At 43.0% G+C, this 26,323-nt stretch carries 21 protein-coding genes; 5 read left to right on the top strand and 16 right to left on the bottom strand.

Annotated features, from left to right (window positions below; translation table 11 throughout):
• The first annotated feature begins 4 nt into the window (after positions 1–4).
• A complete protein-coding gene (locus MK396_RS09150; protein ID WP_268724351.1) occupies positions 5–322 on the top strand; it encodes a DUF960 domain-containing protein in 318 nt (105 codons plus the stop codon).
• A gap of 50 nt (positions 323–372) precedes the next feature.
• Here MK396_RS09150 and MK396_RS09155 read toward each other — a convergent pair whose 3' ends face one another.
• From MK396_RS09155 to MK396_RS09185, 7 genes are all read right to left on the bottom strand, one after another.
• Positions 373–1,656, bottom strand: a complete 1,284-nt coding sequence (locus tag MK396_RS09155) for a DUF308 domain-containing protein (RefSeq protein ID WP_268724352.1) — start codon at positions 1,654–1,656, stop codon at positions 373–375.
• On the bottom strand, positions 1,649–2,470 hold the full coding sequence (gene folK / locus MK396_RS09160) for a 2-amino-4-hydroxy-6-hydroxymethyldihydropteridine diphosphokinase (RefSeq protein WP_268724353.1): 822 nt from the start codon (positions 2,468–2,470) through the stop codon (positions 1,649–1,651). Before folK ends, MK396_RS09155 begins: the two co-directional genes overlap by 8 nt.
• 42 nt (positions 2,471–2,512) lie before the next feature.
• Complete coding sequence (gene folE / locus MK396_RS09165; protein ID WP_000380917.1) at positions 2,513–3,067, bottom strand: GTP cyclohydrolase I FolE; 555 nt, start codon at positions 3,065–3,067, stop codon at positions 2,513–2,515.
• Positions 3,048–4,370: a bifunctional folylpolyglutamate synthase/dihydrofolate synthase gene (locus tag MK396_RS09170; protein WP_268724354.1), complete on the bottom strand. Its 1,323-nt coding sequence runs from the start codon at positions 4,368–4,370 to the stop codon at positions 3,048–3,050. Before MK396_RS09170 ends, folE begins: the two co-directional genes overlap by 20 nt.
• Before the next feature lies 1 nt (position 4,371).
• Entirely contained in the window at positions 4,372–5,346 is a 975-nt protein-coding gene (folP, locus tag MK396_RS09175; protein ID WP_268724355.1) for a dihydropteroate synthase, read from the bottom strand.
• A 75-nt stretch (positions 5,347–5,421) separates the two neighbouring features.
• Positions 5,422–6,129, bottom strand: coding sequence for a CPBP family intramembrane glutamic endopeptidase (locus tag MK396_RS09180; RefSeq protein ID WP_268724356.1), 708 nt, complete (start codon positions 6,127–6,129; stop codon positions 5,422–5,424).
• A 54-nt stretch (positions 6,130–6,183) separates the two neighbouring features.
• Positions 6,184–7,602, bottom strand: coding sequence for an NCS2 family permease (locus MK396_RS09185; RefSeq protein ID WP_000359305.1), 1,419 nt, complete (start codon positions 7,600–7,602; stop codon positions 6,184–6,186).
• 190 nt (positions 7,603–7,792) lie between these two features.
• On the opposite strand from MK396_RS09185, the gene MK396_RS09190 reads away from it, so the two are divergent.
• The 4 genes from MK396_RS09190 to MK396_RS09205 all read left to right on the top strand — a co-directional run bounded on the left by MK396_RS09190 (position 7,793) and on the right by MK396_RS09205 (position 11,690).
• A complete protein-coding gene (locus MK396_RS09190; protein WP_125841305.1) occupies positions 7,793–8,605 on the top strand; it encodes a Cof-type HAD-IIB family hydrolase in 813 nt (270 codons plus the stop codon).
• Between the two features lie 282 nt (positions 8,606–8,887).
• Positions 8,888–9,877 carry a PTS sugar transporter subunit IIB gene (locus tag MK396_RS09195; protein ID WP_000021989.1) on the top strand — a complete coding sequence of 330 codons (990 nt, stop codon included), beginning with the start codon at positions 8,888–8,890 and terminating at the stop codon, positions 9,875–9,877.
• Positions 9,878–9,951: 74 nt separating this feature from the next.
• Entirely contained in the window at positions 9,952–10,764 is an 813-nt protein-coding gene (locus MK396_RS09200; RefSeq protein WP_001280326.1) for a PTS mannose/fructose/sorbose transporter subunit IIC, read from the top strand.
• A 14-nt stretch (positions 10,765–10,778) separates the two neighbouring features.
• The gene (locus tag MK396_RS09205) at positions 10,779–11,690 is read left to right on the top strand and encodes a PTS system mannose/fructose/sorbose family transporter subunit IID (protein ID WP_000818319.1); all 912 of its coding nucleotides are present in this window, start codon (positions 10,779–10,781) and stop codon (positions 11,688–11,690) included.
• Positions 11,691–11,752: 62 nt separating this feature from the next.
• Here the strand turns inward: MK396_RS09205 and MK396_RS09210 are convergent, their stop codons facing one another.
• From MK396_RS09210 to MK396_RS09250, 9 genes are all read right to left on the bottom strand, one after another.
• Complete coding sequence (locus MK396_RS09210; RefSeq protein WP_268724357.1) at positions 11,753–13,981, bottom strand: HAD-IC family P-type ATPase; 2,229 nt, start codon at positions 13,979–13,981, stop codon at positions 11,753–11,755.
• A gap of 164 nt (positions 13,982–14,145) precedes the next feature.
• The gene (gene pepC, locus MK396_RS09215) at positions 14,146–15,480 is read right to left on the bottom strand and encodes an aminopeptidase C (RefSeq protein WP_268724358.1); all 1,335 of its coding nucleotides are present in this window, start codon (positions 15,478–15,480) and stop codon (positions 14,146–14,148) included.
• 109 nt (positions 15,481–15,589) lie between these two features.
• Complete coding sequence (locus MK396_RS09220; RefSeq protein WP_268724359.1) at positions 15,590–16,312, bottom strand: pseudouridine synthase; 723 nt, start codon at positions 16,310–16,312, stop codon at positions 15,590–15,592.
• A gap of 72 nt (positions 16,313–16,384) precedes the next feature.
• Positions 16,385–16,615, bottom strand: coding sequence for a GlsB/YeaQ/YmgE family stress response membrane protein (locus tag MK396_RS09225; RefSeq protein WP_268724360.1), 231 nt, complete (start codon positions 16,613–16,615; stop codon positions 16,385–16,387).
• 9 nt (positions 16,616–16,624) lie between these two features.
• Positions 16,625–17,866: an aminopeptidase gene (locus MK396_RS09230; RefSeq protein WP_268724361.1), complete on the bottom strand. Its 1,242-nt coding sequence runs from the start codon at positions 17,864–17,866 to the stop codon at positions 16,625–16,627.
• 89 nt (positions 17,867–17,955) lie between these two features.
• Positions 17,956–18,654, bottom strand: a complete 699-nt coding sequence (locus MK396_RS09235; RefSeq protein ID WP_268724362.1) for a hypothetical protein — start codon at positions 18,652–18,654, stop codon at positions 17,956–17,958.
• Between the two features lies 1 nt (position 18,655).
• Positions 18,656–21,373 carry an AAA family ATPase gene (locus MK396_RS09240; RefSeq protein WP_419150882.1) on the bottom strand — a complete coding sequence of 906 codons (2,718 nt, stop codon included), beginning with the start codon at positions 21,371–21,373 and terminating at the stop codon, positions 18,656–18,658.
• A gap of 180 nt (positions 21,374–21,553) precedes the next feature.
• Entirely contained in the window at positions 21,554–21,703 is a 150-nt protein-coding gene (locus MK396_RS09245) for a hypothetical protein (protein WP_268724364.1), read from the bottom strand.
• 23 nt (positions 21,704–21,726) lie between these two features.
• Complete coding sequence (locus MK396_RS09250; protein ID WP_268724365.1) at positions 21,727–26,118, bottom strand: PolC-type DNA polymerase III; 4,392 nt, start codon at positions 26,116–26,118, stop codon at positions 21,727–21,729.
• Between the last annotated feature and the right edge of the window lie 205 nt (positions 26,119–26,323).

A 26,323-nucleotide genomic window follows, 5' to 3' on the forward strand; every position in this document is an offset into this window, starting at 1 on the left:
AAACATGGCTTTTACAAATACACAGAGACGTTCCGCTAGTTTTGGCGTCGTGACCAGCCTGCCTGACGATGTCATTGACTCTTTATGGTATATTATCGATCATTTCCTGAAAAATGTCTTTGAATTAGAAGAAGAACTTGAGTTTCAACTGCTTAACAATAGGGGGACCATCACCTTCCATTTCTCGAGTCAGCACCTTCCGACTAGCATCGATTTTGACTTCAATCATCCTTTCGATCCGCTTTATCCTCCTAGGGTCCTTGTTTTAGATATGGACGGCAGAGAAACCATCCTCCTTCCAGAAGAAAATGACTTATTTTAAAAACTCTAGCTTCTCGGCGTAAACTGCTGAGGAACTAGAGTTTTCTTTTTCTAATAAATGGAGCGGCTAACTACTAGACCATTGGGTTTTGTATACTCTAAGTCAAGGTAATCCTGATAAGTCCCTGGCACAATGAATCCCTGGGGACTCAATATATCTGTCCCAGCTTTTCCTACGATATAGTCTGCCAGCAAAACACAATTGGTACTGAGAACAAAGTAGGTCTTAAACTCGGATGAGCTGAATTTATAAAGCATCGCATCCGCTTCCTCTTTCAGTTGGTAGGAGTAGGTATGCTTGACCTCTCCCTCTCTTCTTTTCATCAACTGCGAACTTGGTTCCCAAGGAATTAACAAGTCTTCTATCTCTGCTAGACGAGCTTGGATGGCTGCTTTCTGTTGGTCCGTCAAACTCAGACCATAAGCAAATAAGGTCTTCTGACTTTCCCTCTTACAGAGTTCAATGTATTTTTCCCGATTGGCCTTAAATAAAACACCGTCTCCAACCATGCCGAATAAACGCTCCGAGTGGGGATCATACGAACCATAGGAAATAACCTTCCCTTGATAACAAATATCCACATGTCCCATGGCGAGGAAGAAGGAGGTTTCTGATGTATGGACAAAAATTTCCAGATCAACCGTCTGGTCATTTTTTCTTTCTGAATGAACTTCCCCTTCTTGACTTTCATGATTTGCCAGCCACTCATTTAGTTTGCGCAAGGTACTGATAGGAATCAGAGCTGTCACAAAGATCGGCAAGGTCATTCGCATTCGTCGTTTCAGCTTGGGATTGTTTTCTATCTTTTCAAAAAAGAAACCATCCCGAAGGCTACTAGCCCCTAACATGAGCAAGTAAAACCCAAGCAAGAGCAATTCAAAATTCGCTGCATCGTGAAAAGGAGAGATGCTATAAAGCCCAAATCCTATCATCCATACAGCATCGAAGAGATGATGGAGCCGAGGATGAATAGCATTTTTTCGATAGAGAGACCAAGTCACAAGACTAATGATGCCCGTAAACAGCTGGTAGCTCGCAATGATAAAAACCAGGAGATAGAGGGCAAGGTCTTGCAAGATGATAGAGTCAAACACCAGAGCCGCAACCACCAGCTTGGCCAAGGTTACAAAAATGTTTTCCCGACGTTTTTTATCCTGAAACCAGCGAGTCAACAAGTGCCAAACTGCTGACAAGGAAAAGTAGCCCATCAGCAACTGATACCCCATTCGCGGAATAACTTGTCCAAAACGAATCAAGAGAAGCCCTAAAACAATAGCAAGTAGTCCCTCCCCGATACTCTTCCATTTGCTATAGGTCTCAGAAAGCTTAGGCATTTCCTTGCTCCAACTGGTCAACCAAGTATCGAATTGGTTGCTTTAGGATTGGATGGATAAAATGGGGAGCTATTTCCACTAACGGTTCAAGAACAAAGAGGCGCTCTGCTATATAAGGATGAGGCAAGATGAGGTCGTCTGTATAAATGACCTGATCCTCCACAAAAAGCAGGTCCAAATCAATCAAACGCGGTCCCCAATGCACCTCTCGAACCCGTCCCATCTCGGACTCAATTGCTAACAAGGTCTCTAATAAGACTGATGCTGGAAGCCATGTTTCTACTTCAATCACCTGATTGGCAAAGCTATCTTGTTCCACACCACCCCAAGGCTCCGTCGCCAAGACACTGGACTCTTTGAGAATATGGATACCTCGAGTCCGCAGTTTATCAATAGCTTGTTCCAAGTTCGCTTTCTTGTCTCCCATATTACTTCCTAGAGCGATAAAGGCCCGCTGCTTACGACGGTGAATGGTCACCGAGCAGGTATCTAACGGTAAATGCACTGGCGCCCACGGTTTTTTTAGTTCCAACTCAATCTCTTGGACAAGAGGATAGGTCTCAAAGGTACGTTCAACTAGTTTGTAAGCTACCGTTTCAATCAAGTCCTCAGTGGTTTCCTGAAACCAAGTCGTCCACTGCTGACACAATTCTCCGTAATGGACAGATGCTGTTAAATCCAAGTCTGTCGCCGCCTTGGTCATATCATAGGATAAGCTTGCGGAAATAACAAACTTCTGCCCCAATTCCTTCTCACTAGGAAAGAGACCATGATAGGCAAAAATTTCCAAATCTTTAATCTGCAGTTGATCCATAACTAGTCCTTTCTAGAAAAATCCGCTTGAAGCGGATTCTTTTTATAGTCCCATTAAACGATAAGCCTGATCTCGGAGATCCTTATCTGTTTCAAATAGACCACGAGCTACTGTCGTCAAGGTTGCAGTACCTGGTTTTCTAACACCACGCATGCTCATACACATATGTTCTGCCTCAATAACAACAAAGGCTCCCTTAGCACCCAGATACTCCATCAAGGCATCGGCCACTTCAATATTCAACCGTTCTTGAATTTGTGGTTTCTTAGAATAAACTTCAACCGTACGGGCAAGCTTGGACAAGCCTGCCACCCGACCATCTGGAATATAGGCAATGTGCGCCCTCCCATAAAAGGGCAAGAAGTGGTGCTCACACATAGTGTGGAAAAAGATATCCTTTTCTACCACCATATTATCATCGATAATCTCAAAGGATTTTGACAAGTGTTCCTCCGCAGTCTGACCAAGACCTGAAAAAATCTCTTGGTACATACGGGCTACACGAGCAGGTGTTTCCTGCAAGCCCTCGCGGTTAGCGTCCTCACCGACAGCCTCAATAATCATTTTTACAGCTGCTTCAATCTTTTGTGTATCCATTCTCGTTCTTCCTCTCCATCAGATAGGCTCTCACTTGGCTCAAGAAATACAAGGAACCTGTGATAATCCTAACTGTTTGTTTCTCTTCATTTTTATCTGTCAATTTCTGCTCTAGAAAATCCTGCCAACTTTGGTAATTGAGATTTCTAGACTTGGCTGTCTCTTTCAGCACGCTTTCATCAGTCGCCCGACTATCGTCAAAATGTGTCAGGGTAAGCTCGGTATCTGGCATTTCCCCTAGCAAGTCCAGCATATCCTCCAAGGCCTTGGTTTTGATGCAGGTAAAGAGGATTTCCTTATGATAATCCGCAAAGCGTTCTTGCAAGGTTGCCAACAAGGCCTTGATAGCATGGGGATTATGGGCCCCATCCAAAAGCAGCAAGGGGTCACTAGACACGACCTCCAAACGTCCAGGCCAACTTGTTTCCTCCATGGCTTGAGCGACCAAGTCATTACTTGCTAATTCTCGCCCAATCTCCTGACAATAAGTGTCTAGGAGAGCAAGCGCCATCCCCGCATTCTCTATCTGGTGCAAACCAAGCAGACCTGTTTGAAAGCGACCTGTTCTGACAGAACTGGTATAATCAAAGATTTCACCCGCTACCACGCTTTCTTGATGACGAACCTGGTAATCACTTCCATAGGCAAGTCTAGGTGCATTTTTAGCTTCTGCAATAGGGTCGATCACAGTCAAGGCTTCAGGAACAATATGACCTGTCACCAAGGGAATACCTTGTTTGACAATACCTGCCTTCTGCTCCGCTATGGCTTCCAAGGTGCCACCAAGTAGGGCCACATGATCCAGTCCAATGGTCGTAATTCCTGTTAAAATCGGCTGGCAAACATTGGTACTATCCAGAAGGCCACCCATGCCGACTTCCATGATGGCCACATCTACTAGCTCTGAGGCAAAGTAATCATAAGCTAGAGCTGTGATAATCTCAAACTCGGTTGTTCCCTGCAAATTGTCAGCAGATTCCCCCTCAAGCAAAGACTGATAGTCTGCCATGAGGGCCTCCAGCCTCGCTTCTGGGATGGATTCCCCATTGATGCTAATCTGGTCTGTGTAATGAATGAGATAGGGCGAACTGAACACACCTACTCTCAGACCTAGCTTTACGAGCATATTTTTCAAAAAAGCAATGGTCGAGCCCTTGCCATTGGTCCCTCCAATATGGATAACCTTAAGTTTGAGATGGGGATTGCCTCGCAGAGCTAGGAGTTCTACCATTCGTTCCAAACCGAAATGCGGTTGGTCGGTCCGGTAGTGGGCAATCCACTGATTGTTTTCAATTTCGTTCATCTTACTTGTATTGTTTTAAATCTAAATTTTCCGCATCATCTGCCAATCGAATAGCAGAGGCAATTTCAACCGCCATCTTGTGACTGGCTACATCGTGCACGCGCACTACTTCCACACCCTGTCTCGCAGCGATACTGGTTACATGAGCCGAAGCTGTGTCCCGATTGCGGAAACCAAGTTCGGCCTCAGGATTGACTTCAAAACCATTTTCTTCTAGGATATTGATGACAAATCGCTTACGCGAAACTCCAAGAAAAATTGGATAGCCTTGCTGGTGTAGTTTATCCAGATCACGTAGAAGAAGGAGATTTTCTTTCTTGGTCAGACCAAAGCCAATTCCTGGATCCAGCAGAATATTTTCTCTTGCAATTCCAGCTTGATTCGCTCTCACTAGAGCTTGTTCAAAGAAAGCCTTCATCAAATCTTCGATTGGCATTTTTTCAAAGTCAGCTAACTCTTTCTCTGTAAAAGCTTGTCCAAAGCCAAAATGAGGAAATATGAGCGAGCTAGGATGCTGAGGTCGCGCCATAACTGGATTAAACATGATAACCACTTTCGCACCAGCCTTAGCAACCACATCCGCCATTTTCTCATCTCCCATGAGACCCGTAATGTCATTTACCAGATTGGCACCAGCAGCCAAGGCAGCTTCTGCCACCTGACTTTTCCATGTATCGACAGAAATGAGGACATCACTTTCCTTACGAATCGCTTTGATCACTGGAACAACACGCTGGATTTCCTCTTCTATCTCAACATAGCTACTGCCCGGCCGAGTCGATTCTCCACCGATATCTAGCATGCTCGCTCCTTCTGCTATCAATTTATGAGCCTGCTGGAGCGCCTGGTCAAGAGCAAAAAACTGCCCACCATCCGAAAAGGAATCTGGCGTCACATTGATAATTCCACAAATAGCTGTTTTTTCACGGTTGACTTTATTGGACATATCGGTCACTCCCTTAAGGTTCTTTACCATATTATCTCTCTATTCTACCATAAAAAGAAAAAGATGAACACGCTAGTATTCATCTTTTCCAAGCGGGCTAATGGTTTAGAATGATAGACCTAGATTTCTACTAATCAATACCAATAAGGCCAACAAACAAAATGCAATACCATTGAGAATCATATGAAGCAAAATGGACATCTCCAAACGCTCAGTCTTATAGGCTGTCCAAGTCAAAACCGTTGACATCCCTCCATAAATAATCACAGAAGGCAGATTGGTTGGCGTATGGAGCAAGGCAAAGACGATTGCACCAACAACAAAGCCAAGTTTTTCTTTTCCACGGAAGATCTTTTGGGGAATAATCCCACGACACAAAATTTCTTCACAAATCGGCGCAATCAAGACTAGTAGAAAGAAAGTTGAAATCAAGGAACTATTCTGAACTAAACCATTCAGTATTGATTGGTTACTGGTCGTTGTTTCATTCATCATGCGAAGCAAAGCTGAGCCCAACAAATTAGTAGCAAAGATTACTAGATAGCTCAATACCAAGCGAGCTAGATCCTTAGCCTTAAAAAAGGATAGATCAAAGGTAGCAAGCTTTGTTTTTCGCGCACCAATGATGAATACTACCAAAACGACAATAGACAAAGCACCAACTAAGAGTCCTGACTGCAAAAGCGGAAATTGTTTAGAAGTCAACCAAGCGGATAACCCTAAAGGAAATTGTGATAGGACAAAAGCTGCTAAAAGGATGAGGATCCACATCCCTCTGTCCCAAACCTCTCGCCAGATCGTCTTTTCTTTCATGATATACCTCCTTATAGTAAAAGGGGGATAACCCCTTTTCTACTATTATATCATTTAAAGCGCCATACTGATATAGTTAAGGATAAACAAGGCATCCAAAATCCAAATCATCGCGTGCACGTCCTTTGCTTGACCTTTGACAACTTTTGTTAACGTATAAGTCAAGAAACCAACTGCAATCCCTTGTGTGATAGAGTAGCTGAATCCCATGAAGATAGATGTAAAGAAGGCAGGGACAGCTTCAGCCATATCATCCCAATGGATGTTTTTCAAACTACCGAGCATCATAATCCCAACGATAATCAAAATTGGAGCCGTCGCAGCTGATGGAACAATTGCCAAAAGTGGACTAAAGAAACTTGAAATTGCAAAACAAACCGCAACCACCAAGGCAGTTAATCCAGTACGTCCACCTGCACCAATACCAGCAGCAGACTCAACATAAGTCGTTACGTTTGAAGTACCTGCGATAGCACCAATTGAAGTACCAATCAAGTCAGAGTAAAGAGCCTTATCCAACTTATCTGATTGGTGATTTTCACCATTTGTCGCTACGATACCGACTTTTTCACCTGTACCAATCAAGGTACCAATTGTGTCAAAAATATCTGTCAACGAGAAGGCCAGAATAGCCATAAGCGTTTCCGGTAGACGAGCAGTGTCTGAGATTAAAGCACCCAATCCTTGTGAGCCAAGTGCTGCACCAAAGATTGTCTTCAAATCTTCAAAGGCTGCACCCACATGGTTATTAGAAAAATCAATGCTTGATACATCAACCAAACCAACAGCGATAGCAAGAACTGTCGTTGTTAGGATAGAAAGAATAATTCCTCCCTTGATACCCTTGATAACAAAGAAAATCGTAATCGCCAAACCTGCAATAGCCACTAAAACAGCCGGATTATTAAAGCTAACCAGACCTGGAACTGCTGAAGAGTTTGCTGTAATGGCTGCTTGGGCCTTATCAGCACCCTCACCAGCAACTGTATAACTTCCTGGATCAATAGAGAATTTCAAAAGACCAGCATTCTTAATCCCTACATAGGCAAGGAAGACACCGATACCTGCTGAAATAGCCGAACGAAGCGCATTGGGAATGGATTCAATAATCATTTTACGAACATTTGTTAAGGTAATGATTAGTGAAATAATTCCACAGATAAAGACCATAGCCAAGGCCTCTTGCCATGAATAACCAAGTCCAAATACGACTGTAAAGGTAAAGAAGGCATTGAGTCCCATACCTGGTGCTTGAGCGTATGGCAGGTTCGCATAGAAGGCCATCATCAGGGTACCAGCTACTGCACCAATAATTGTTGCTAGGAAAACACCTTGAGCAGGCATCCCTGTCTGCGCAAGCATTTGTGGGTTCACAAAGAGAATGTAACTCATTGCAAAGAAAGTTGTTAAACCAGCGAGAACCTCCGTACGAACGTCCGTCCCGTTCTCTTTTAGTTTAAATAGTTTATCCATTATGAATCTCCTTTTGTTTTTTTACGAACAATATTATTATTATACCACTTATCATTCACCTTTTCAATATGTTTATTTGGTTTATTTACCAAATTGGAACAATTTTTGTTTTTTATCTCGAGTCTGCTTTTCTTCTTTCTTTTTGATATAATAGTAGACATCTTATCTGGAAACGACTAGGAAGGTTTATATGACTAAAAAAATTATCGCAGTCGATTTGGACGGAACCCTGCTGAATAGCGAAAGCAAGCTCTCCGATTTTACCAAAGAGACAATCAAAAAAATTTCAGAAAAAGGACACCATGTCATCATCACGACGGGGCGCCCGTATCGCATGGCAAAAGACTTCTACCGCGAACTAGAGCTACATACTCCTATGATTAACTTTAATGGTTCCCTCACCCATCTACCAGGACAGGCTTGGGAGCACGAAAGATGCTTAACCTTGGACAAAAAATATCTCCTAGATATGGTCAAACGTAAAGAGGATATTCAGGCCGACTTTATTGCAGGAGAATACCGTAAGAAATTTTACATTACAGCTCCGAATGAAGAAATTGCGGACCCTAAACTATTTGGCGTAGAGAACTTCCAACCGGAAAATCAATTCAAACCCGAACGAGTAACCAAGAATCCTAACTGCATTCTCTTGCAAACAAGGGTTGAGGACAAATACGCTCTAGCGGACGAGATGAATCGTTTTTATCAGCATCAACTAGCTATCAATACCTGGGGTGGCCCTCTCAACATCCTCGAATGTACACCCAAGGGGGTAAACAAAGCCTTTGCTCTAGAGTACTTGCTCAATGTTATGAATCGTGATAAAAAAGACTTAATCGCCTTTGGTGATGAGCATAACGATACGGAAATGTTAGCATTTGCAGGCAAGGGATATGCTATGAAAAACGCCAATCCTGCTCTCCTTCCATATGCAGACGAACAGCTTCCTCTGACAAACGAAGAAGACGGAGTTGCCCACGCTTTACAAAATTTATTCCTATAAAAAGGAAAGATTGCAGAATAGCAATCTTTCCTTTTTATTTTCATTCTATTTTCATGAAGGTCACTCATTTTCAGTATTTTTATATTAAATTTTCTATTGCAATTTTCATATATTTTTTGAAATTATTTATATATTAACATTTTGTAAGCCTATTTTCATTGAAAACTTTTACAATTTTCGAAAAAGTAGTTGATTTTTATATGAAAACGATTTATACTAGGTACGTCTGAGGTTTTTTAGGAAACCTATAAGTCAAACATTTTAAAAGGAGGAATGACAATAATGAGTATCGGAATCATTATTGCGAGCCACGGCGAATTTGCTGCGGGTATTCATCAGTCAGGATCTATGATCTTTGGTGAACAAGAAAAGGTTCAAGTTGTAACCTTTATGCCAAATGAAGGTCCAGATGACCTTTACGCTAAATTCAACAACGCTGTGGCTGCATTTGACGCAGAAGATGAGGTTCTAGTATTGGCTGACCTTTGGAGTGGATCTCCGTTCAACCAAGCTAGCCGCGTGATGGGAGAAAATCCTGAGCGTAAGTTTGCCATCATCACAGGGCTTAACTTGCCGATGTTGATCCAAGCCTACACTGAGCGCCTTATGGACGCTACTGCAGGTGTGGATAAAGTCGCTGCGAATATCATTAAAGAAGCCAAAGATGGCATCAAGGCTCTTCCAGAAGAGCTCAATCCAGTTGAGGAAGGGGCTAGTGCTGCGGCTGCTCCAGTTGCCCAAGCTGCTATTCCAGAAGGAACTGTTATCGGAGATGGTAAATTGAAAATCAATCTTGCGCGTCTTGACACACGTCTTCTTCACGGACAAGTCGCAACTGCTTGGACACCAGATTCAAAAGCAGATCGTATCATCGTTGCTTCAGATAACGTTGCAAACGACGAATTGCGTAAAGAATTGATCAAACAAGCAGCTCCTAACGGAGTAAAAGCCAACGTTGTCCCAATCAAAAAATTGATTGAGGTTGCAAAAGATCCTCGTTTTGGTAACACACATGCTCTTATCTTGTTTGAAACACCTCAAGATGCCCTTCGTGCCATCGAAGGTGGCGTGCCAATCAAGACCCTTAACGTTGGTTCTATGGCCCACTCAACAGGTAAAACAATGATTAACAACGTTTTGTCTATGGACAAAGATGATGTTGCAACATTTGAAAAAATGCGTGACCTCGGTGTTGAATTTGATGTACGTAAAGTACCAAACGACACGAAAAAAGATTTGTTTGACTTGATTAAGAAAGCAAACGTCCAATAATTTTAATCTGTTTTATCATTTTTGAAAACAGGATTAAATACTTTATTAAAACTAAATAGAAAAGGAATAAAACCATGTCAGATATTTCAATCATTTCTGCTATCTTGGTTGTAGTTGTTGCCTTCCTTGCAGGTCTTGAAGGTATCCTCGACCAATTCCAATTCCATCAACCAATCGTCGCATGTACCCTTATCGGACTTGTAACAGGTAACCTCGAAGCAGGTGTTATGCTTGGTGGATCTCTTCAAATGATCGCCCTTGGTTGGGCTAACATCGGAGCTGCCGTAGCTCCTGACGCTGCTCTTGCATCTGTTGCCGCAGCGATCATCTTGATCAAAGGTGGTAACTTTACTACTGAAGGTATCGCCGTCGCAACAGCCACAGCTATCCCTCTTGCCGTAGCTGGACTTTTCTTGACAATGATTGTTCGTACAATCTCAGTTGCCTTGGTTCACTCAGCTGACGCAGCTGCAAAAGAAGGAAATATTGCGGCTGTTGAACGCGCTCACTACTTTGCCCTTGTTCTTCAAGGTCTTCGTATCGCTATCCCTGCAGCCTTCCTTATCGCTATCCCTGCTTCTGCTGTTCAAGACGCTCTTGGCCTAATGCCAGAATGGTTGAATGGTGGTATGGCTGTAGGTGGTGCTATGGTCGTTGCCGTTGGTTACGCTATGGTTATCAACATGATGGCAACTCGTGAAGTATGGCCATTCTTCGCTATCGGTTTTGCTCTTGCAGCAATCTCTCAATTGACTTTGATTGCCCTTGGTGTCATCGGTGTTGCCCTTGCCTTCATCTACCTTAACCTTACAAAACAAGGTGGTAACGGTGGCGGCGGAGCTGCGACTTCTAACGACCCAATCGGTGATATCCTAGAAGACTACTAGAAAGGGGAACAATCATGGCTGAAAAAATTCAATTATCAAAATCAGATCGTCAAAAAGTTTGGTGGCGTTCACAATTCCTTCAAGGTTCTTGGAACTACGAACGTATGCAAAACTTGGGTTGGGCTTACTCTTTGATCCCAGCTATCAAAAAATTGTACACTAAAAAAGAAGACCAAGCGGCTGCTCTTGAGCGTCACCTTGAGTTCTTCAACACTCACCCATACGTCGCTGCTCCAATCATGGGGGTTACTCTTGCACTTGAAGAAGAGCGCGCTAATGGTGTTGAAATCGACGACGCGGCTATCCAAGGGGTTAAAATCGGTATGATGGGACCTCTTGCTGGTATCGGTGACCCAGTATTCTGGTTTACAGTTCGTCCTATCCTTGGAGCCCTTGGTGCATCACTTGCTGCATCTGGTAACATTGTTGGTCCCCTTCTCTTCTTCTTTGGATGGAATGCTATCCGTATGGCCTTCCTATGGTATACACAAGAGTTCGGTTACAAAGCTGGATCTGAAATCACTAAAGACATGTCTGGTGGTATCTTGAAAGATATCACCAAAGGAGCATCTATCCTTGGTATGTTCATCCTTGCCGTTCTTGTACAACGTTGGGTATCTATCAACTTTACTGTTAACCTTCCTGGTAAACAATTGGCTGAAGGTGCCTACATCAACTTCCCAGAAGGGCCTGTAACAGGTGGAGAATTGAAGGGAATTCTTGGTCAGGCTCTTAGTGGTTTGAGTTTGGATAGCGTTCAACCTCAAACACTTCAAGGTCAGTTGAACTCATTGATCCCAGGATTGATGGGACTTCTCCTTACTTTCCTCTGCATGTGGTTGCTTAAGAAAAAGGTATCACCAATCGCAATCATCCTTGCTCTCTTTGCAGTAGGTATTGCAGCTCGTTTCTTCGGTATCATGTAATCCAAGCCATCGAGAATATAGATAAAAAAGAATCAGGTAATAAACCTGATTCTTTTTGTGTATCAATTTTTTCTTCTAGTCAGATAATGCAAGCCTCCAATCACCACTGCTAGGATGGCTACATAGACGACTTGGCTGGTTTCTAGAGGTACAAAAGTTCCTCGCAAGATAAAGGTGTTGGCAAGCACTCCTACAAGGGCGGCAAGGCTCAAAAGTACGAGCAAGACTAGTTTGTATCGATTAAAGGGAATGCTGACCTTGGAAACTAGACACAGACCATTGATCAAAGCAAGGAGGAAGCAAATAAATTTGACCTGACCTGGGACAGTGATAAGGAAGTTCGTCAAGAGTACACTAGCAACCAGAATGCCACCACCAATCGCAGCATTGGTCAAAATATCTCGCATAAAATGTGTGCTGACCTTTTCTTTATTGGACTCAAACGTTAGGAAGAAGGATGGAATCCCAATCGTAATAGCTGAAATGATTGTAAACTGAATGGGGATAAAGGTAAATTCCAAACCAAATACCACACTCAAAATCGCAAACACGATGGAGAAGAAGGTCTTTGTTAGAAAGAGAGAGGCTACCTTTTGGATGTTATTGATGACCCGGCGACCTTCCATCAAGATATCATAAAATACTGCAAAGTCATCGGTCAGAAAAACAATATTGGATACACTTTTGGCTGCACTGGTAGCTCCCTTCATGGCGAAACTAATATCTGCTTTCTTGAGAGCCAGAACATCATTGACCCCGTCACCACTCATGGCAACTGTCTTACCCGCATTTTGCAAAATAGATACCATCTTTTGCTTCTGTTCAGGTGTCACACGTCCAAAGATTTCGTGTTCCAAGACCACTCTTTCAAAATCTTGTTCACTCACCTTGGTCATATCAATCGCACGCGCTTCTTCCTTAAAGCCTGCCTTACGAGCCACCCCATATACAGCCACATGATTATCACCGCTGATAATCTTCACTTCAACACCTTGAGATTCGAAATAGTCAAAGGTTTCCTTGGTATTGTCCTTAATCTCATCTGACAAAATGACGTGGCCTAGTAGTTCCATATTGGCTGGACTCGTGATGTGGTCCTTACTATGGGCAAGTGTCAAGATTCGAAAACCTTGCTGTTTTAGATGTTCATAGTAGACATCCATCGGCTGGGTAAAGCCTAGAAATTCATAGGCTCCGAAGAAATAGGTCCCACCCTCTTTTACTTGGACAAAGGAATACTTGTTTTTGCTTGAAAAGGCACCGACTTCTTGAACTTCCCACTTTTTCTCACAGGTTAAGTAAGTCTTCAGAGCTCGGGAAGTTGCATTTTCATCCTCGAAATAAGCCAGATAAGAAGATAGTTTCTCTGCCACATTAGCATCCATTTCTTGGACCTTCATATTACCAGTCGTGATAGTTCCTGTCTTATCAAAACAAAGAACATCTACACGCGCCAAGGTCTCTACACAGTATAGCTCCTGTACCAGAACCTTCTTTTTAGCCAGCTTCATGGCTGCTACTGCTAGGGACACACTAACTAGGAGAATCAAGCCCTCTGGAATCATGCCGACCAAGGCACCAGAACTTCCCAAGACGATCTCAACATAAGACCGTCCTAGACTAAAACCTCTGATATAGAGCAGAATGGCAACTGGCACCAGCAAGATAGAGACGATTTTTAAAATCTTATCCATGTAATCGCGCAGTTGAGAAGGGTATTTTTTGAATTCCTTGCTGGATTTTGCGAGTTTGTTAATATAGCTATCGGGACCCACAGCTGTAGCAAGGACCAGACACGTGCCACTGACGACATTGCTTCCGCTCATCAGCTGGTCACCAACCGTTTTAAAGACTGAATCACTCTCACCAGTCAGCAAGGACTCATCAACTTCAATATTCCCTTCAAGGACTTCTGCATCGACAGGCACCTGATCACCCAGATTGAGATACAGGTACTCACCCAGAACGATGTCCTCTGGATCAATCTCAATCGTTTGACCATCTCGATTGACCCTGTACTTACTTTTACCAAGCAAACTCAGCTTTTCTAAGGCATTTTTTGAACGTACTTCTTGGAAAATCCCAATGGCTGTATTGATAGCAATCACACCTAAAAAGAGCATATTTTCAAATCGCAAGGTTGTGGCTACCAGAACTGCCAGAGCCAAGTTCATGGCATTAAAGAAGGTAAAGATATTTGAAACGACGATTTCCTTGGTTGTTTTATAGGGTTTAATGTCGCTGATATTTCGTTGACGATCCTTGATGTCTTGGCTACTTAAATACTTCATTTCTACTCCGATATCCTTTTGTACTACTATAATAACACATATCCTTTCCTCTGTCACTTAAAGACTCAAAATAAGAAGAACTCCCTTGGCAAGCATCATCTATCGCCACTTTAAGAAGAACTTAAAAAGAGGCTAGGATTCCCCTAACCTCTTTTCTTTATACTTTATTCTGCCAAGGCACCCATTGGATCCCATGGTGCAAGTACTATTGGTTCTGCTTCATAAGTAGCTTGTTCATCTGCTGTCAGCAATTCTTTACGAACAACGATTTGGTAGGTGTATTCGTCCATCCAAGCGTCTGAAGCAACAAAGTAACCATCTGTACCGACCTTGTCTCCCCATGAGTTTTCAATCTTCCACTTGGTTGACTTGCCATTTTCATCCAAGTCCACACCTGTCAAGACCATGGCGTGGGTCATCAAGCTTTCGCTGTAATCCAAACGTCCAGCCTTGTCTTGAGTGAGTTGAATGTCCATGCTTGATTCAAAATCATAAACATCTGTTGCAAGGATTCCAGCTTTGCGGTTGCTGAGCTGGCCGACATCTGAACCAAACCAAACAGTTTCTCCTGTTTGCATTTGGGCAATCGCCAATTCTTTCAAGCGTTCCATTGGAACGTTGATGTAGCGAACTGCACGGCTACCAGCCACATTTCCTAACATCTCAACTGTGTAAGATTTACCGTAAGGCTTATCAGCGGTTGGGGCGTTGATCACAGAAACATAATCTTCTAAAGGAAGATTGACATATTTCTTGTAAAACTCTTGTGGCGTAATCCCCTTTTCGCTTTGGTAGTTATCATCCTTATCGCGATAAGCAAAGTCAAATTTACGTGGTGGAAGTCCTAGTGACATAGCAAGGAAATTAAAGATTTCTTGCAAGAGGTCTTCTTTCTTAGCTTGAACAGTTGCTTGGTCTGCACCAGAAGCGAGCAAGTCACGCAAGATTTGAGCATCTTGACGGAGCAATTTGTTGAGGATGGCATTGAGCTCACGGCTGCTGCTAGATGAAACAGACTCAGGATAAACTGACTTAGGAACGACACCGTATTTCTCAAAGAGGGCAACGACCATATCCCATTGACCACCATCTTGTTGTGGAGTTTGGAGTAGGAAGCTAACCTTACGGCTCGTCAATTCTTGGTCTGCAGTCGCAATCACTTGCTCCAAGAACCAGTTGGATTTCTCGTACTTGTCCCAGAAGAATGTGTGGGCTTGTGACAATTCAAAGTTTTCCAATTTGTATTGAGAGATAAGTTTGTGACGGAAGGTGTTGAGAGCTGCAAACATCCAGCAACGACCAGACGCTTTCTGGTTAGTAACCTTGTCCTTGGTCAAATCCAATGAGAAAACAGGTGCATTGTCCACATGACTTTGGCGACGTTCTAGAGCTGCAAAAATTCCATTGTGGCTGGCAGCATTTTCAATCGCTTGGTATTTGACATTTGCTTCATAGTTGGCAAATAGTTTATCAGTAAATGATTCTTGAATCGCGTTCATAGATTCCTCCTTTTATTCTACAGTCTATTATAACTCTTTTCACAAAGGAAGCAACTGAAAACATAAAAAGACAAGGACATTCTCCTCACCTTTTCTAGCATAAATTAAATTAAGCAATACCCGCAAGGAGAACCTCTAACTCCTCCTTGGTCAGGCGACGCCATTCTCCTCGTTCTAAGTTCTCGTCCAAGGCTAAATTTCCCATCGTCAAACGTTGTAGGTCCACCACTTCCTTGCCACAGTAGGATACCATACGCTTGACCTGATGGAACTTCCCTTCAGCAATGGTCACGCGAACCAGACTTTGATTCTTTACTGGATTTACCGACACAATCTCCAGCTTAGCTGGCTGGCAGGTAAAATCCTTGAGCGGAATGCCCTTGGCAAATCTCTCCACGTCTTCTTGGGTCATAATTCCCTCGACTTGCGCCAGATAGGTCTTATCCACATGACGTTTTGGTGAAAGAAGAGCGTGAGCTAGTTTGCCGTCATTGGTCAAGAGCAGAAGACCATGCGTATCGATATCCAAGCGCCCTACTGGAAAAACTTCCTTGGTCCGCGCCAAGTCATCCAGCAAGTCTAGAACCGTTCTATGCTTGGGATCCTCGGTCGCTGAAATAACTCCTTGGGGCTTGTTCATCATATAATAGACAAACTCCTCATACTCCAGCACTTGACCATCAAAGCGGATCTCATCTCTTTCTTCATAAATCTGCAATTTAGCTGATTTTTCTTTTTTACCATTTACCGTCACCCGCCCAGACTTGAGCAAGTTTTTGACCTCTGTTCGACTCCCTACAGCGCAAGCAACTAAAAATTTATCTAATCTCATAGAACTATTATATCATACTCAAAAGGAGGCTGGCTCAATAGCCAACCTCCTTTCCTTTTCAGAGACGGGAAGCTAACTTCCTCTTTCCCAGAAGATAGCTAACACAATCATGGCACCGAGAACTGCTGGGATAATGGCTGTACCATTTAGGCTTGGCCCCCAAGCACCAAAGAGTAATTGTCCTAAAAAGGCACCAATCCAACCGAGAAACATCTTCCCAAAGCATCCCATACGTTCTCCACGATTGGTGATAGCCCCTGCTAGTAGTCCGATTAAAAGGCCGACAAACATGCTTCCAATCATAGCTTCTCCTTAATTTGCCCAGTCTCCATTACGAAAGAGCGGTACGCGTGTTCCATCCTCACGGATACCGTCTATATCCATTTGATTCGAACCAATCATAAAGTCCACGTGAACATCTGAACGGTTCAGTCCTGCAGCTTCAAGCTCTTCTTCGCTCATCTCTGCACCACCAACGACGCTGGTCGCATAGGCTGCACCGATAGCCAAGTGGTTTGAAGCATTTTCATCGAAAAGAGTGTTGAAGAAGGTAATGCCTGATTGAGAAATTGGACTTGGATCTGGTACCAAGGCACATTCACCCAAGGCACGAGCGCCCGCATTTTCAGAGACAAGGTCTTTCATGACCTGATCACCCTTCTCAGCAGTGATATCTACGATTTGACCATCCTTGAAGGTCACTTTAATCCCCTCAATAATGTTTCCGTTGTAGCTAAGTGGTTTTGTAGAGGTTACATAACCATCTGCACGACGGAAGTCAGGAGCCGTAAAGACTTCCTCTGTTGGCATATTTGGCAAGAATTCTTCGCCCTGTGCATTGATAGCACCAGCTGATTCCCAAACGTGGTTCTTAGGTAAGCCAAGTGTCAAATCTGTCCCTGGCACTGTATAATGAAGGGCTGAAAATTGCTCCTTATTAAGCATATCTGCCTTACTCTTAAGAATGGCTGCATGTTCTTCCCAAGCCTTAACAGGATCTTCTTCGTAGACACGACAAGTTTTGAAGATTTGGTCCCAAAGGAGATCGACTGCTTCTTCATCGCTCGCAGCATTTGGAAAGACCTTCTTAGCCCACTCAAGCCCTGCTGCAGCTGCTACAGTCCAGCTAACCTTGTTGGATTGCGTTGCGATACGCATTGGCTTCATGGCAAGTCCCATAGCTTTAGCAGAAGCTGAAAGCTTGTCAGCATTCACTCCGTTCAAGGCACCTGGATCAGATGAACGGACACCGAGACGGCTAGCCTTGTTCTCCAAGAGATAGTTCATCTCAGCAATCTTGTATTCTGGCACATTGTCCAGACGCTCCATCGGCGCGTGGAGGAATTTCTCACGGTTAATCACATCATCTGTCCACTGAACGATAACCTCATGCGCACCCAAGGCATAGGCTTCTTTTACGATTAAATGAGCCAACTCACGTTGCTCCACATCGATAGAGAGAGCCAAGGTGTGACCAGGTTGCACGTTGATTCCGTTCGCAACCAATAATTTCGCATATTTTTCTAGATTTTCTTTAAAATTTGGTAAAACCATTGCTTTCTCCTTTATAAGTGAATAATCTTCTCCTAGTATACCATAAATCCATGCAAAAAGGATTCCGCTCCTGCAGAATCCTGATTCACTTACTGTTGATTGAGCCACTGTTGCAAAGCATACGTATATTTTGCGACAGTGGTTTTATGAGTAAAGAGTGTAATAAAGGCGATTGGGATACAGATAAAGAATCGCAATAGTTCAGCCACTACAGTAACAATGACTGCGGTCAAAATATGTTGGCCCCAATCCGTACTGGATGTCCCTGTATAGTTCCCAAATACACCACGAGATACACGAACTTTTTGGTAGTTCATGGATGCAGAGGAAGCATAGCCAAACTTCGCACTTCCAAAACGGGTAAAGAACCAAGCAAAAGGTCCATTTTCAAATCGTTTGTAATCCGAATACCAAGATAAGGTGTAGTTAGAAAGAAGGGTGTAGGCCGTTCCTAACAATTTCATAAACAAGCCATTTTCTCCGTTCCAGACAATCATTAACATGATAAAGAGATAGCCTGTCAGATACATAGTCCATGGAGCAGACGGCGTATCAAAGTAGCCTTGTTCTTGGTGGGAACTAGCTTGACCTTGTTGAGGAGGCACATAATCTGATTGTTTTGTTCCCTGTGCACCAGGAGGTGTTACATAATCACTTTGCTGTGAAGATTGAACACTCAGTGGTGTTACATAGTCATTTTGTTGGACTGTCTGACCTGGTGGAGCTACATAATCGGATTGTCCACTGCTGACTCCCGGAGGTGCTACATAGTCATTTTTATCTGCCATTTCAATTCTCCCTTAATACTTCTAAATCTTGATCCAAAATAGAGTTGTAATCGCTACTTCCGTCCCGTGCTACACGTGTAGAAACTTGACGCAAAAGTTTTTCGTTAAAGTTCCGAACCCAGCGACCATTGCTATTGTCATTAGAACGTGTATAACTTAATTTCACAACATCCGCGTAAAGAGCTTTATTGACCTGATAACCTTGTTTATGAAGTCCTAAAAGTCCAATCTCAACAATCTCATCAGGTGTATAATCTTCAAAATCGAAAGTGGTCGGAATCCGACTTTGCAATCCTGAATTGACTTGTAGAAACTCATACATTTCCTTGGTATATCCAGCAAAGATAATCACGATATCACGACGATGATCCTCCATAAATTTGAGGATTTCATCTAAAGCTTCCTTCCCAAAACTATCGTTTGAATCCTTATAAAGAGCATAAGCTTCATCGATAAAGAGGACACCACCAAGGGCACTTTCTAAGACTTCGCGCGTCTTCAAAGCTGTATGACCTTGGTAACCTCCAACCAGATTGCTCCGTGAAACTTCAATAAATTTCTTCTGCTTGATCACTCCCTTTTGGAAAAGAATATTTCCTAAAATCCGAGCAACGGTTGTCTTCCCTGTACCAGGGTTTCCAAGAAAGAGTGAGTGCAAGGTCGTATCTGCTACAACACCCCCTTGTTCAGCCCGTTTTTGGTTAAACTCTGCCATGGCTACAAATTGTTCTACTTGCTCTTTGACTTTTGGAATACCAATCAAGCGGTTGAGGGCTGCCATACCGTCTTCTTCCTTATCTGCACCTTCCTGGTACTTGCCTTGATTGAGGACAGCATCAATATCGATATTAAGGATTGTCTCGATATCATCAGATCCTTGGGCCACAACACGATCCGCCAAGGTCTTGGTCAATTGCTCATCCAGGTTACGGATCCAGCGACCATTACTCTTATCTAGCGAACCATCATAAGCACGTTTGACATGACGAGCATAGTAATCACGGTCTTCAAGCTTGTAGTCTCCTTTTTTCAAGATCATTTCACCCAGTTGAACAATCTCATCCCCTGTGTAATCTTCAAAGATAAAGTTGTTTGGTACACGCGAACGTAATCCAGGATTGGTCTTGAAGAATTCTTCCATCTCTTTGGTATAGCCCGCAAAAATAATCATGATATCATCACGATTATCCTCCATAAATTTGAGGATGGTATTAACAGCCTCAATTCCGAAGTTGACGCTGCTACCTTTCTTATCCAAGCTGTAAGCTTCGTCAATAAAGAGGATTCCTCCACGCGCTTTTTCAAGTAGGTGTTGCGTTTGCTCGGCTGTACCACCGACACTAGAAGAGATCAAGTCAGATTCGGTTGCTTCGACAAATCGGAACTCTTCACCAGAAAGAACCCCTGCTTCATACAGAGCTTCCCCCAAAAGACGAGCTACAGTGGTCTTTCCTGTACCAGGATTTCCCATAAAGGCAGCGTGTAAGGTTTGCTTTTCAGGAGTCTTGCCACTAGCAATCCGTTTTTTATTGAACTCTACCATATTGATCATCTTCTTGATCTCATGTTTGACCTTCTCAAGACCAACTAGATTGTTCAATTCCTCAAGAGCATCACGTTTTTCAACTCCGACTTCACCCGTTGCAGAATTAGCTGTGCTACCACCTTGAGCAGATTCTTTCCCAACAATATAGTCTGAGCCATCCTCTAATTCAACTTTAAGATCCCGAGCATCTCCTTGCGCATATGAAAGAGCATTTGTTTTCACAAAAGATGAACCCTTGATACGAAGATTAGGAGCAAATAGTTTGTGAAAAATCATCTGATCTGCGAGCACTACACTATTTGTAAAAGCACCAAATGGAATCTTTTTCTGACTCTCTGTAAGAAAATTTGTTACTCCTTTTAAGGAAGCAAAAGATTCTTTATCAATTCCTAAAAATTCAGTGATTGTCATATCATGAGCTAGAACTGTACTCTCAAATGAACTCAAGGCTGAAATTCTATCTGATACTGTACCAAAACGAACGTTTTTTGTCAAGTTTACTGCGGTAAATCCTGGCATCTCCAATACGGAATTTTCCGACTGCCAGATAACGTTTTTTAGCCAGATTATTGGGTATCCTTTCTCCAGATTACCACCTTTGACTGTACAATTCTTTAAGGTAACCTCTGAATTTCTGACATTGATCGCATTATGATCATATTTTTGAAGATAAACATTGTCTAAAGATATCTTAGAACCACCCACCGCATAGATACGAGATAAAATCGTTGCATCACTAATAGACAATTCTGAACTGTCTATTTTGATCATACTATTGTGTTTCTCAGGGGTAGACATTCCTACATCATTTAATATCACTTTTGATTTTGCTTCTGCATAAATCATGCATTTTTTATTTTCTGAGATAGTTGTTTCGAAATAAATCTGATTGCAGGAAATTTTAGAGCCAGCTAATACTGAAAAGGTCGCATAATTATCTGTTATTTTAAACCATAGATTTTCAAAGGAAACCTCAGCGCCGCCTGCAATCTGAAATGACGCTTCAATCGTATTATTAAATAAGCGCCCATTACCATTTGGATTTGGAACTACATGCCCCACAAAATGAAGGTTCTTTTTAATCACAATGACTCTATCTGTTGGCCATTGAAAGGCATACCCATCCTCAAATTCAATCGTGTCCCCGTTTTGAGCTTTTTCAACTGCATCCATAAAGTTCCAACTATTGTTATAGGGACCTACTAAATATCTCGCCACTCTCTTCTCCTTTTCTTCGTCTCACTATTCATGAAAATGAATTGATTTTCCAACTCACCTCCATCTACTCCCACACAACAAAATTATAACACATTCCAGTTCTAACGAAAACACCTGAAAACAGAATTTCTCGGTTTAATCTTTTAAAGCAGAAAACAATCCTGCTAAAGCAATGGCACCCGACAGAAGCACTGTCGATAGGATAATTGTTTCATCTGCCAGCTCTAGCTGATAGTCAAAAACCTTTTCAGCTGGTTTGTCTTCCGCAAAGATTCTAAGTTTCATAAAGATGTTCTCCGTTCTAACTCTTAAAACAAATCATCAAACAAACTCAACTGGTTGTCCTCTGGCATATTGCCGAGAATCCCCATTTCATCCATCTTCTCAACCAAGGTTGATGAGAGCCCACCGCGTTTGCGTAGTTCTGTCTTAGAGAGGAACTCACCCTCTTCACGTGCTCGCACCAACTGCTTAGCAACGTTCTCTCCCAGACCATCCATTGCTACAAATGGCGGAATGAGGGTATCCCCATCGATGAGGAACTCTGTCGCCTGACTACGGTAGAGATCGAGTTTGCCAAACTTGAAACCACGTTCCCACATTTCATTGGCAATCTCAAGAGTTGTATAGAGATCAATTTCCACATTAGAGGCTTCATTGTTCTTCCGTTTTTCAGCGATTTCCTCCATTCTGCGCTTAATGGCATCCAAACCCGCACCCATGGTCTTGATGTCAAAAGCCTTGGCACGGATTGAGAAATAAGCACAGTAGTAATAAATGGGATGGTGAACCTTGAAGTAGGCCACACGCAAGGCCATCATAACGTAGGCTGCCGCGTGAGCTTTAGGGAACATATATTTGATTTTCCCACAGGACTCGATATACCACTCTGGCACCTTATTGGCCTTCATAGCCTCGATGTAGCCACTTCGCTCCTCTTCGGAAATCTTTAGCCACATGCCTTTACGCACCCGTTCCATGATAGTAAAGGCCATCTTAGGTTCGAGACCTGCATGCATGAGGTAAACCATGATATCGTCCCGACAACCGATAACAGTTGATAGGTCCGCAATTCCTTGCTTGATCAGATCCTGGGCATTTCCCAACCACACATCGGTACCGTGGGACAGACCAGACAGCTGAAGTAACTCCGCAAAAGTCGTCGGATGCGTCTCATCTACCATCCCACGTACAAAGTTGGTGCCAAACTCTGGAATTCCCAGCATACCCGTCGGCGTTCCTATTTGCTCAGGCGTCACCCCAAGCACATCCGTCCCAGAAAAGAGGGCCATGACACCTTCATCATCCATAGGAATTTCATTAGGGTCAATCCCAGACAAGTCCTGCAGTTTCCGAATCATGGTCGGATCATCATGTCCCAGCACATCGAGTTTGAGGACGTTCTCATCGATATCGTGGAAGTTAAAGTGAGTCGTCTGCCATTCAGCCGTCACGTCATCTGCTGGATACTGAACAGGCGTAAAGTCGTAAACATCCATGTAGTTAGGAATAACAACGATTCCCCCTGGGTGTTGTCCTGTAGTCCGCTTGACACCGGCAGCACCTTGGGCAAGACGTTCCACCTCTGCATCACGATAAAACTTCCCATAGTCTCTCTCATAGCCCTTTACAAATCCATAGGCAGTCTTAGCAGCTACCGTACCAACCGTTCCTGCACGGAAGGCATATTCTTCACCAAAGATATCACGCACATCCAAGTGGGCGCTAGGCTGGTCTTCTCCCGAGAAGTTCAAGTCAATATCGGGAACCTTGTCTCCATCAAAACCAAGGAAGGTCTCGAACGGAATATCCTGCCCATTTTTGCTGAGTTTGTGACCACAGTTTGGACAATCCTTATTGGGCATATCAAATCCTGAACCATAAGAACCATCCGTGATAAATTCACTATACTGACACTGACCACAGACATAGTGAGGAGAGAGAGGATTAACCTCCGTAATCCCAATCATAGTCGCAACAAAACTGGAGCCAACAGACCCACGAGAACCAACCAAGTAGCCCCGTTCATTGGAACGTTGCACCAGCATCTGCGATGCCAGATAAATCACGGCAAATCCATTCCCCAGAATGGAAGTTAATTCTTTTTCAATCCGTAAATCAACGATATCTGGCAGCGGATTTCCATAAATCTCAAAAGCTTTCTTGTAGGTCAGCTCGGCGACCGTTTCTTCCGCCTTGTCAATGAAAGGTGTGTACAAGTCACCCTTAACAACCTCAACAGGTTCAAAGATATCTACCAAGTCATTGGTGTTTTCAATGACTAATTTGCGTGCTAAATCTTCTCCCAAGAAGGCAAATTCATCCAACATCTCATTAGTCGTTCGAAAATGAGCCTTCGGTAGCGGCGCTGGTTGGGCATGTTCACCATGACCGATGGTTCGGTTAATCATAGCCCCCTGCCCCAAACTACGGACGATAATTTCACGATAAATTTCTTCTTCTGGTTCGATATAGTGAACATTTCCCGTAGCCAGAACAGGTTTACCAAGACGGTCCCCGACCTCTATCAAACTCTTGATAATAGTTTGGAGTTCCTCCATATCCTTAACCTGCTCTTTAGCAATCAATGGTGCATAGATAGCTGGTGGCATAACCTCGATAAAGTCATAATACTTGGCCACCTCAACCGCCGCATCCACACCTTGGGAAACGACTGCATCAAAAACTTCACCTTCAGAGCAAGCTGACCCTAAAATCAATCCCTCCCGATGAGCATCTAGAACCGTTCTCGGAATTCGTGGCACTCCTTCAAAGTACTTGGTATTGGACAAAGAAACCAGCTTAAAGATATTTTTTAGACCTACTTGATTCTTGACATAGATGGTCGCATGCTTGATCCGAGCTTTTTTATAAGAGTCTGGACTGATTAGGTCAATGTTGAGTCTAGCCAGATCAGTCACACCATGTTTTTCTGCTACATCCTTGATAAAGATAAAGAGCAAACGACCAGTAGCTTCCGCATCGTAGTTGGCCATGTGATGGTGGTCCAGTGCCACACCAAAACGCTTGGTCAACGGCCCCAAACCATGACGTTTATACTCAGGATAGAGATTTCTAGCAAACTCGAGCGTATCGATAACTGGCTGGCTAATCTTAGGCAAACCATGACGCTCATAATTAGCGTTCATAAAGCCAACGTCAAAGGTAGCATTATGGGCGACTAAGACTGTATCCTTGCAAAATTCTTGGAATTCTTGCAAAACTTGTTCTAGTGGTTTGGCATTTTTGACATGGTCATCTGTAATACCAGTCAACTCGGTAGTAAAGGCTGACAAGGGATATCCAGGATTGATAAATTCGTCAAATTCGGCAATAACATTTCCCTTATACATCTTAGAAGCCGCAACCTGAATCAGGTCATTATAGATGGCTGAGAGACCTGTCGTTTCCACGTCAAAGACAACATAGGTTGCTTCTGACAAGTCCATCTCCACTTCGTTGTAAACGATAGGAACACGGTCTTCAACAATATTGGCTTCCATTCCATAGATTAGCTGAATTCCAGCTTTCTTAGCTGCCTTGTAGCCATGTGGGAAGGACTGAACATTCCCATGGTCCGTGATGGCAACCGCCTTGTGTCCCCACTTTGCAGCTGTCGCAACAATTTTCTCTACTTCTGGCAGAGCATCCATGGTTGACATGTTAGTATGAGCATGAAACTCAACCCGACGCTCACCTTCTGGCATCAAATCCTTCCGCTCATAGTGAACAACTTCCTGCACATCCTGCACGTTCATTGTCAAATCGCGTGTGAAGTTATTCATCTCTACATTCCCACGAACACGGAGCCAAGAATTTTTCTTGATGATGTCAAACTTCTGAGCCTCTTCTTCATTTTTAACCCACTTTTGCATTGAAAAACTTGAAGTGTAGTCCGTCATTTTAAAGTTAATCAAAACGCGACCAGTTCTGGTCACCTTATGTTCCACATCAAAAACGACCCCTTCAAAGACCAAACGATTTTCCTCAGTCGTCACATCAATCATCTGGGTAACTTCAGCCTTATCCAATTTTGGTTTTGCCGCAGTCTTTTTAGCCTGAAAATCAAAGGCCGGTTTCTCTTCTACTGGAGGAGGAGCCATCTGTTCCAGTTGTTCCATAGCACGCAAAGCCTCTTCATTAGCAGCCTGAACAATTTGTTCATTCTCCGTATGGAAGGCTTCCTCCTGCTCCTGTGTAAGAGCATCATTCTTTTCGATTTGGCAGACAAAAGCTGGAAAACCAAACTTTTCAAGTTGCTTTGTTAAATTAGGAAGATGATTTTTCTTAAAGTGTTCCTTATCAATCACCTCTGAACCTTCAATAAAGAGCTGATTCCTCTCTGCACGAACTTGCAAATTCTGATAAAGAGACTTAAACCCTTGGCTAGCACATGGACCTTCAGAAAAAGCCTCCTTATAGTAGGCCTGCAAGAGTTCATTTGAAAATTCTTGAGAGAGAGCTTTGATTTCGAAAACAGCTTGATTCCCTGTCTTAGAGAATTCTTCACGAAGCCCTTTCTTTAACTCTAAAAAGATTTCAATCGGTAAAATATTAGAAAATAAAAAATGAAATTCCCAAATCTTACTAATTTTATGAACCACAACACGCTCAATACTTGCATTAACAAGAGCAGGATCCTGTCTCAATTGATCAGAGACTCCTATTTGATTCATTAAAATTTCAAACTTACTTGACATTCAATTTCCTCACATTATTCTCTTACTATTTTACCATAATTAAAGAAAATATATAGCCACTACCATTCCTTAAGCACTGCTAGTTTTCCTAAATTCATTCCTTAAAAACAAAAAAGAAGATTCTCAGAATCTCCTTAACACATATAAAAAAGATACCCTTAAGTATCCCCATACCTAATCGGGAAGACAGGATTCGAACCTGCGA

Origin of the sequence: Streptococcus oralis (assembly GCF_026782235.1) — a bacterium.
Taxonomy (GTDB): Bacteria; Bacillota; Bacilli; order Lactobacillales; family Streptococcaceae; genus Streptococcus; species Streptococcus oralis_CC.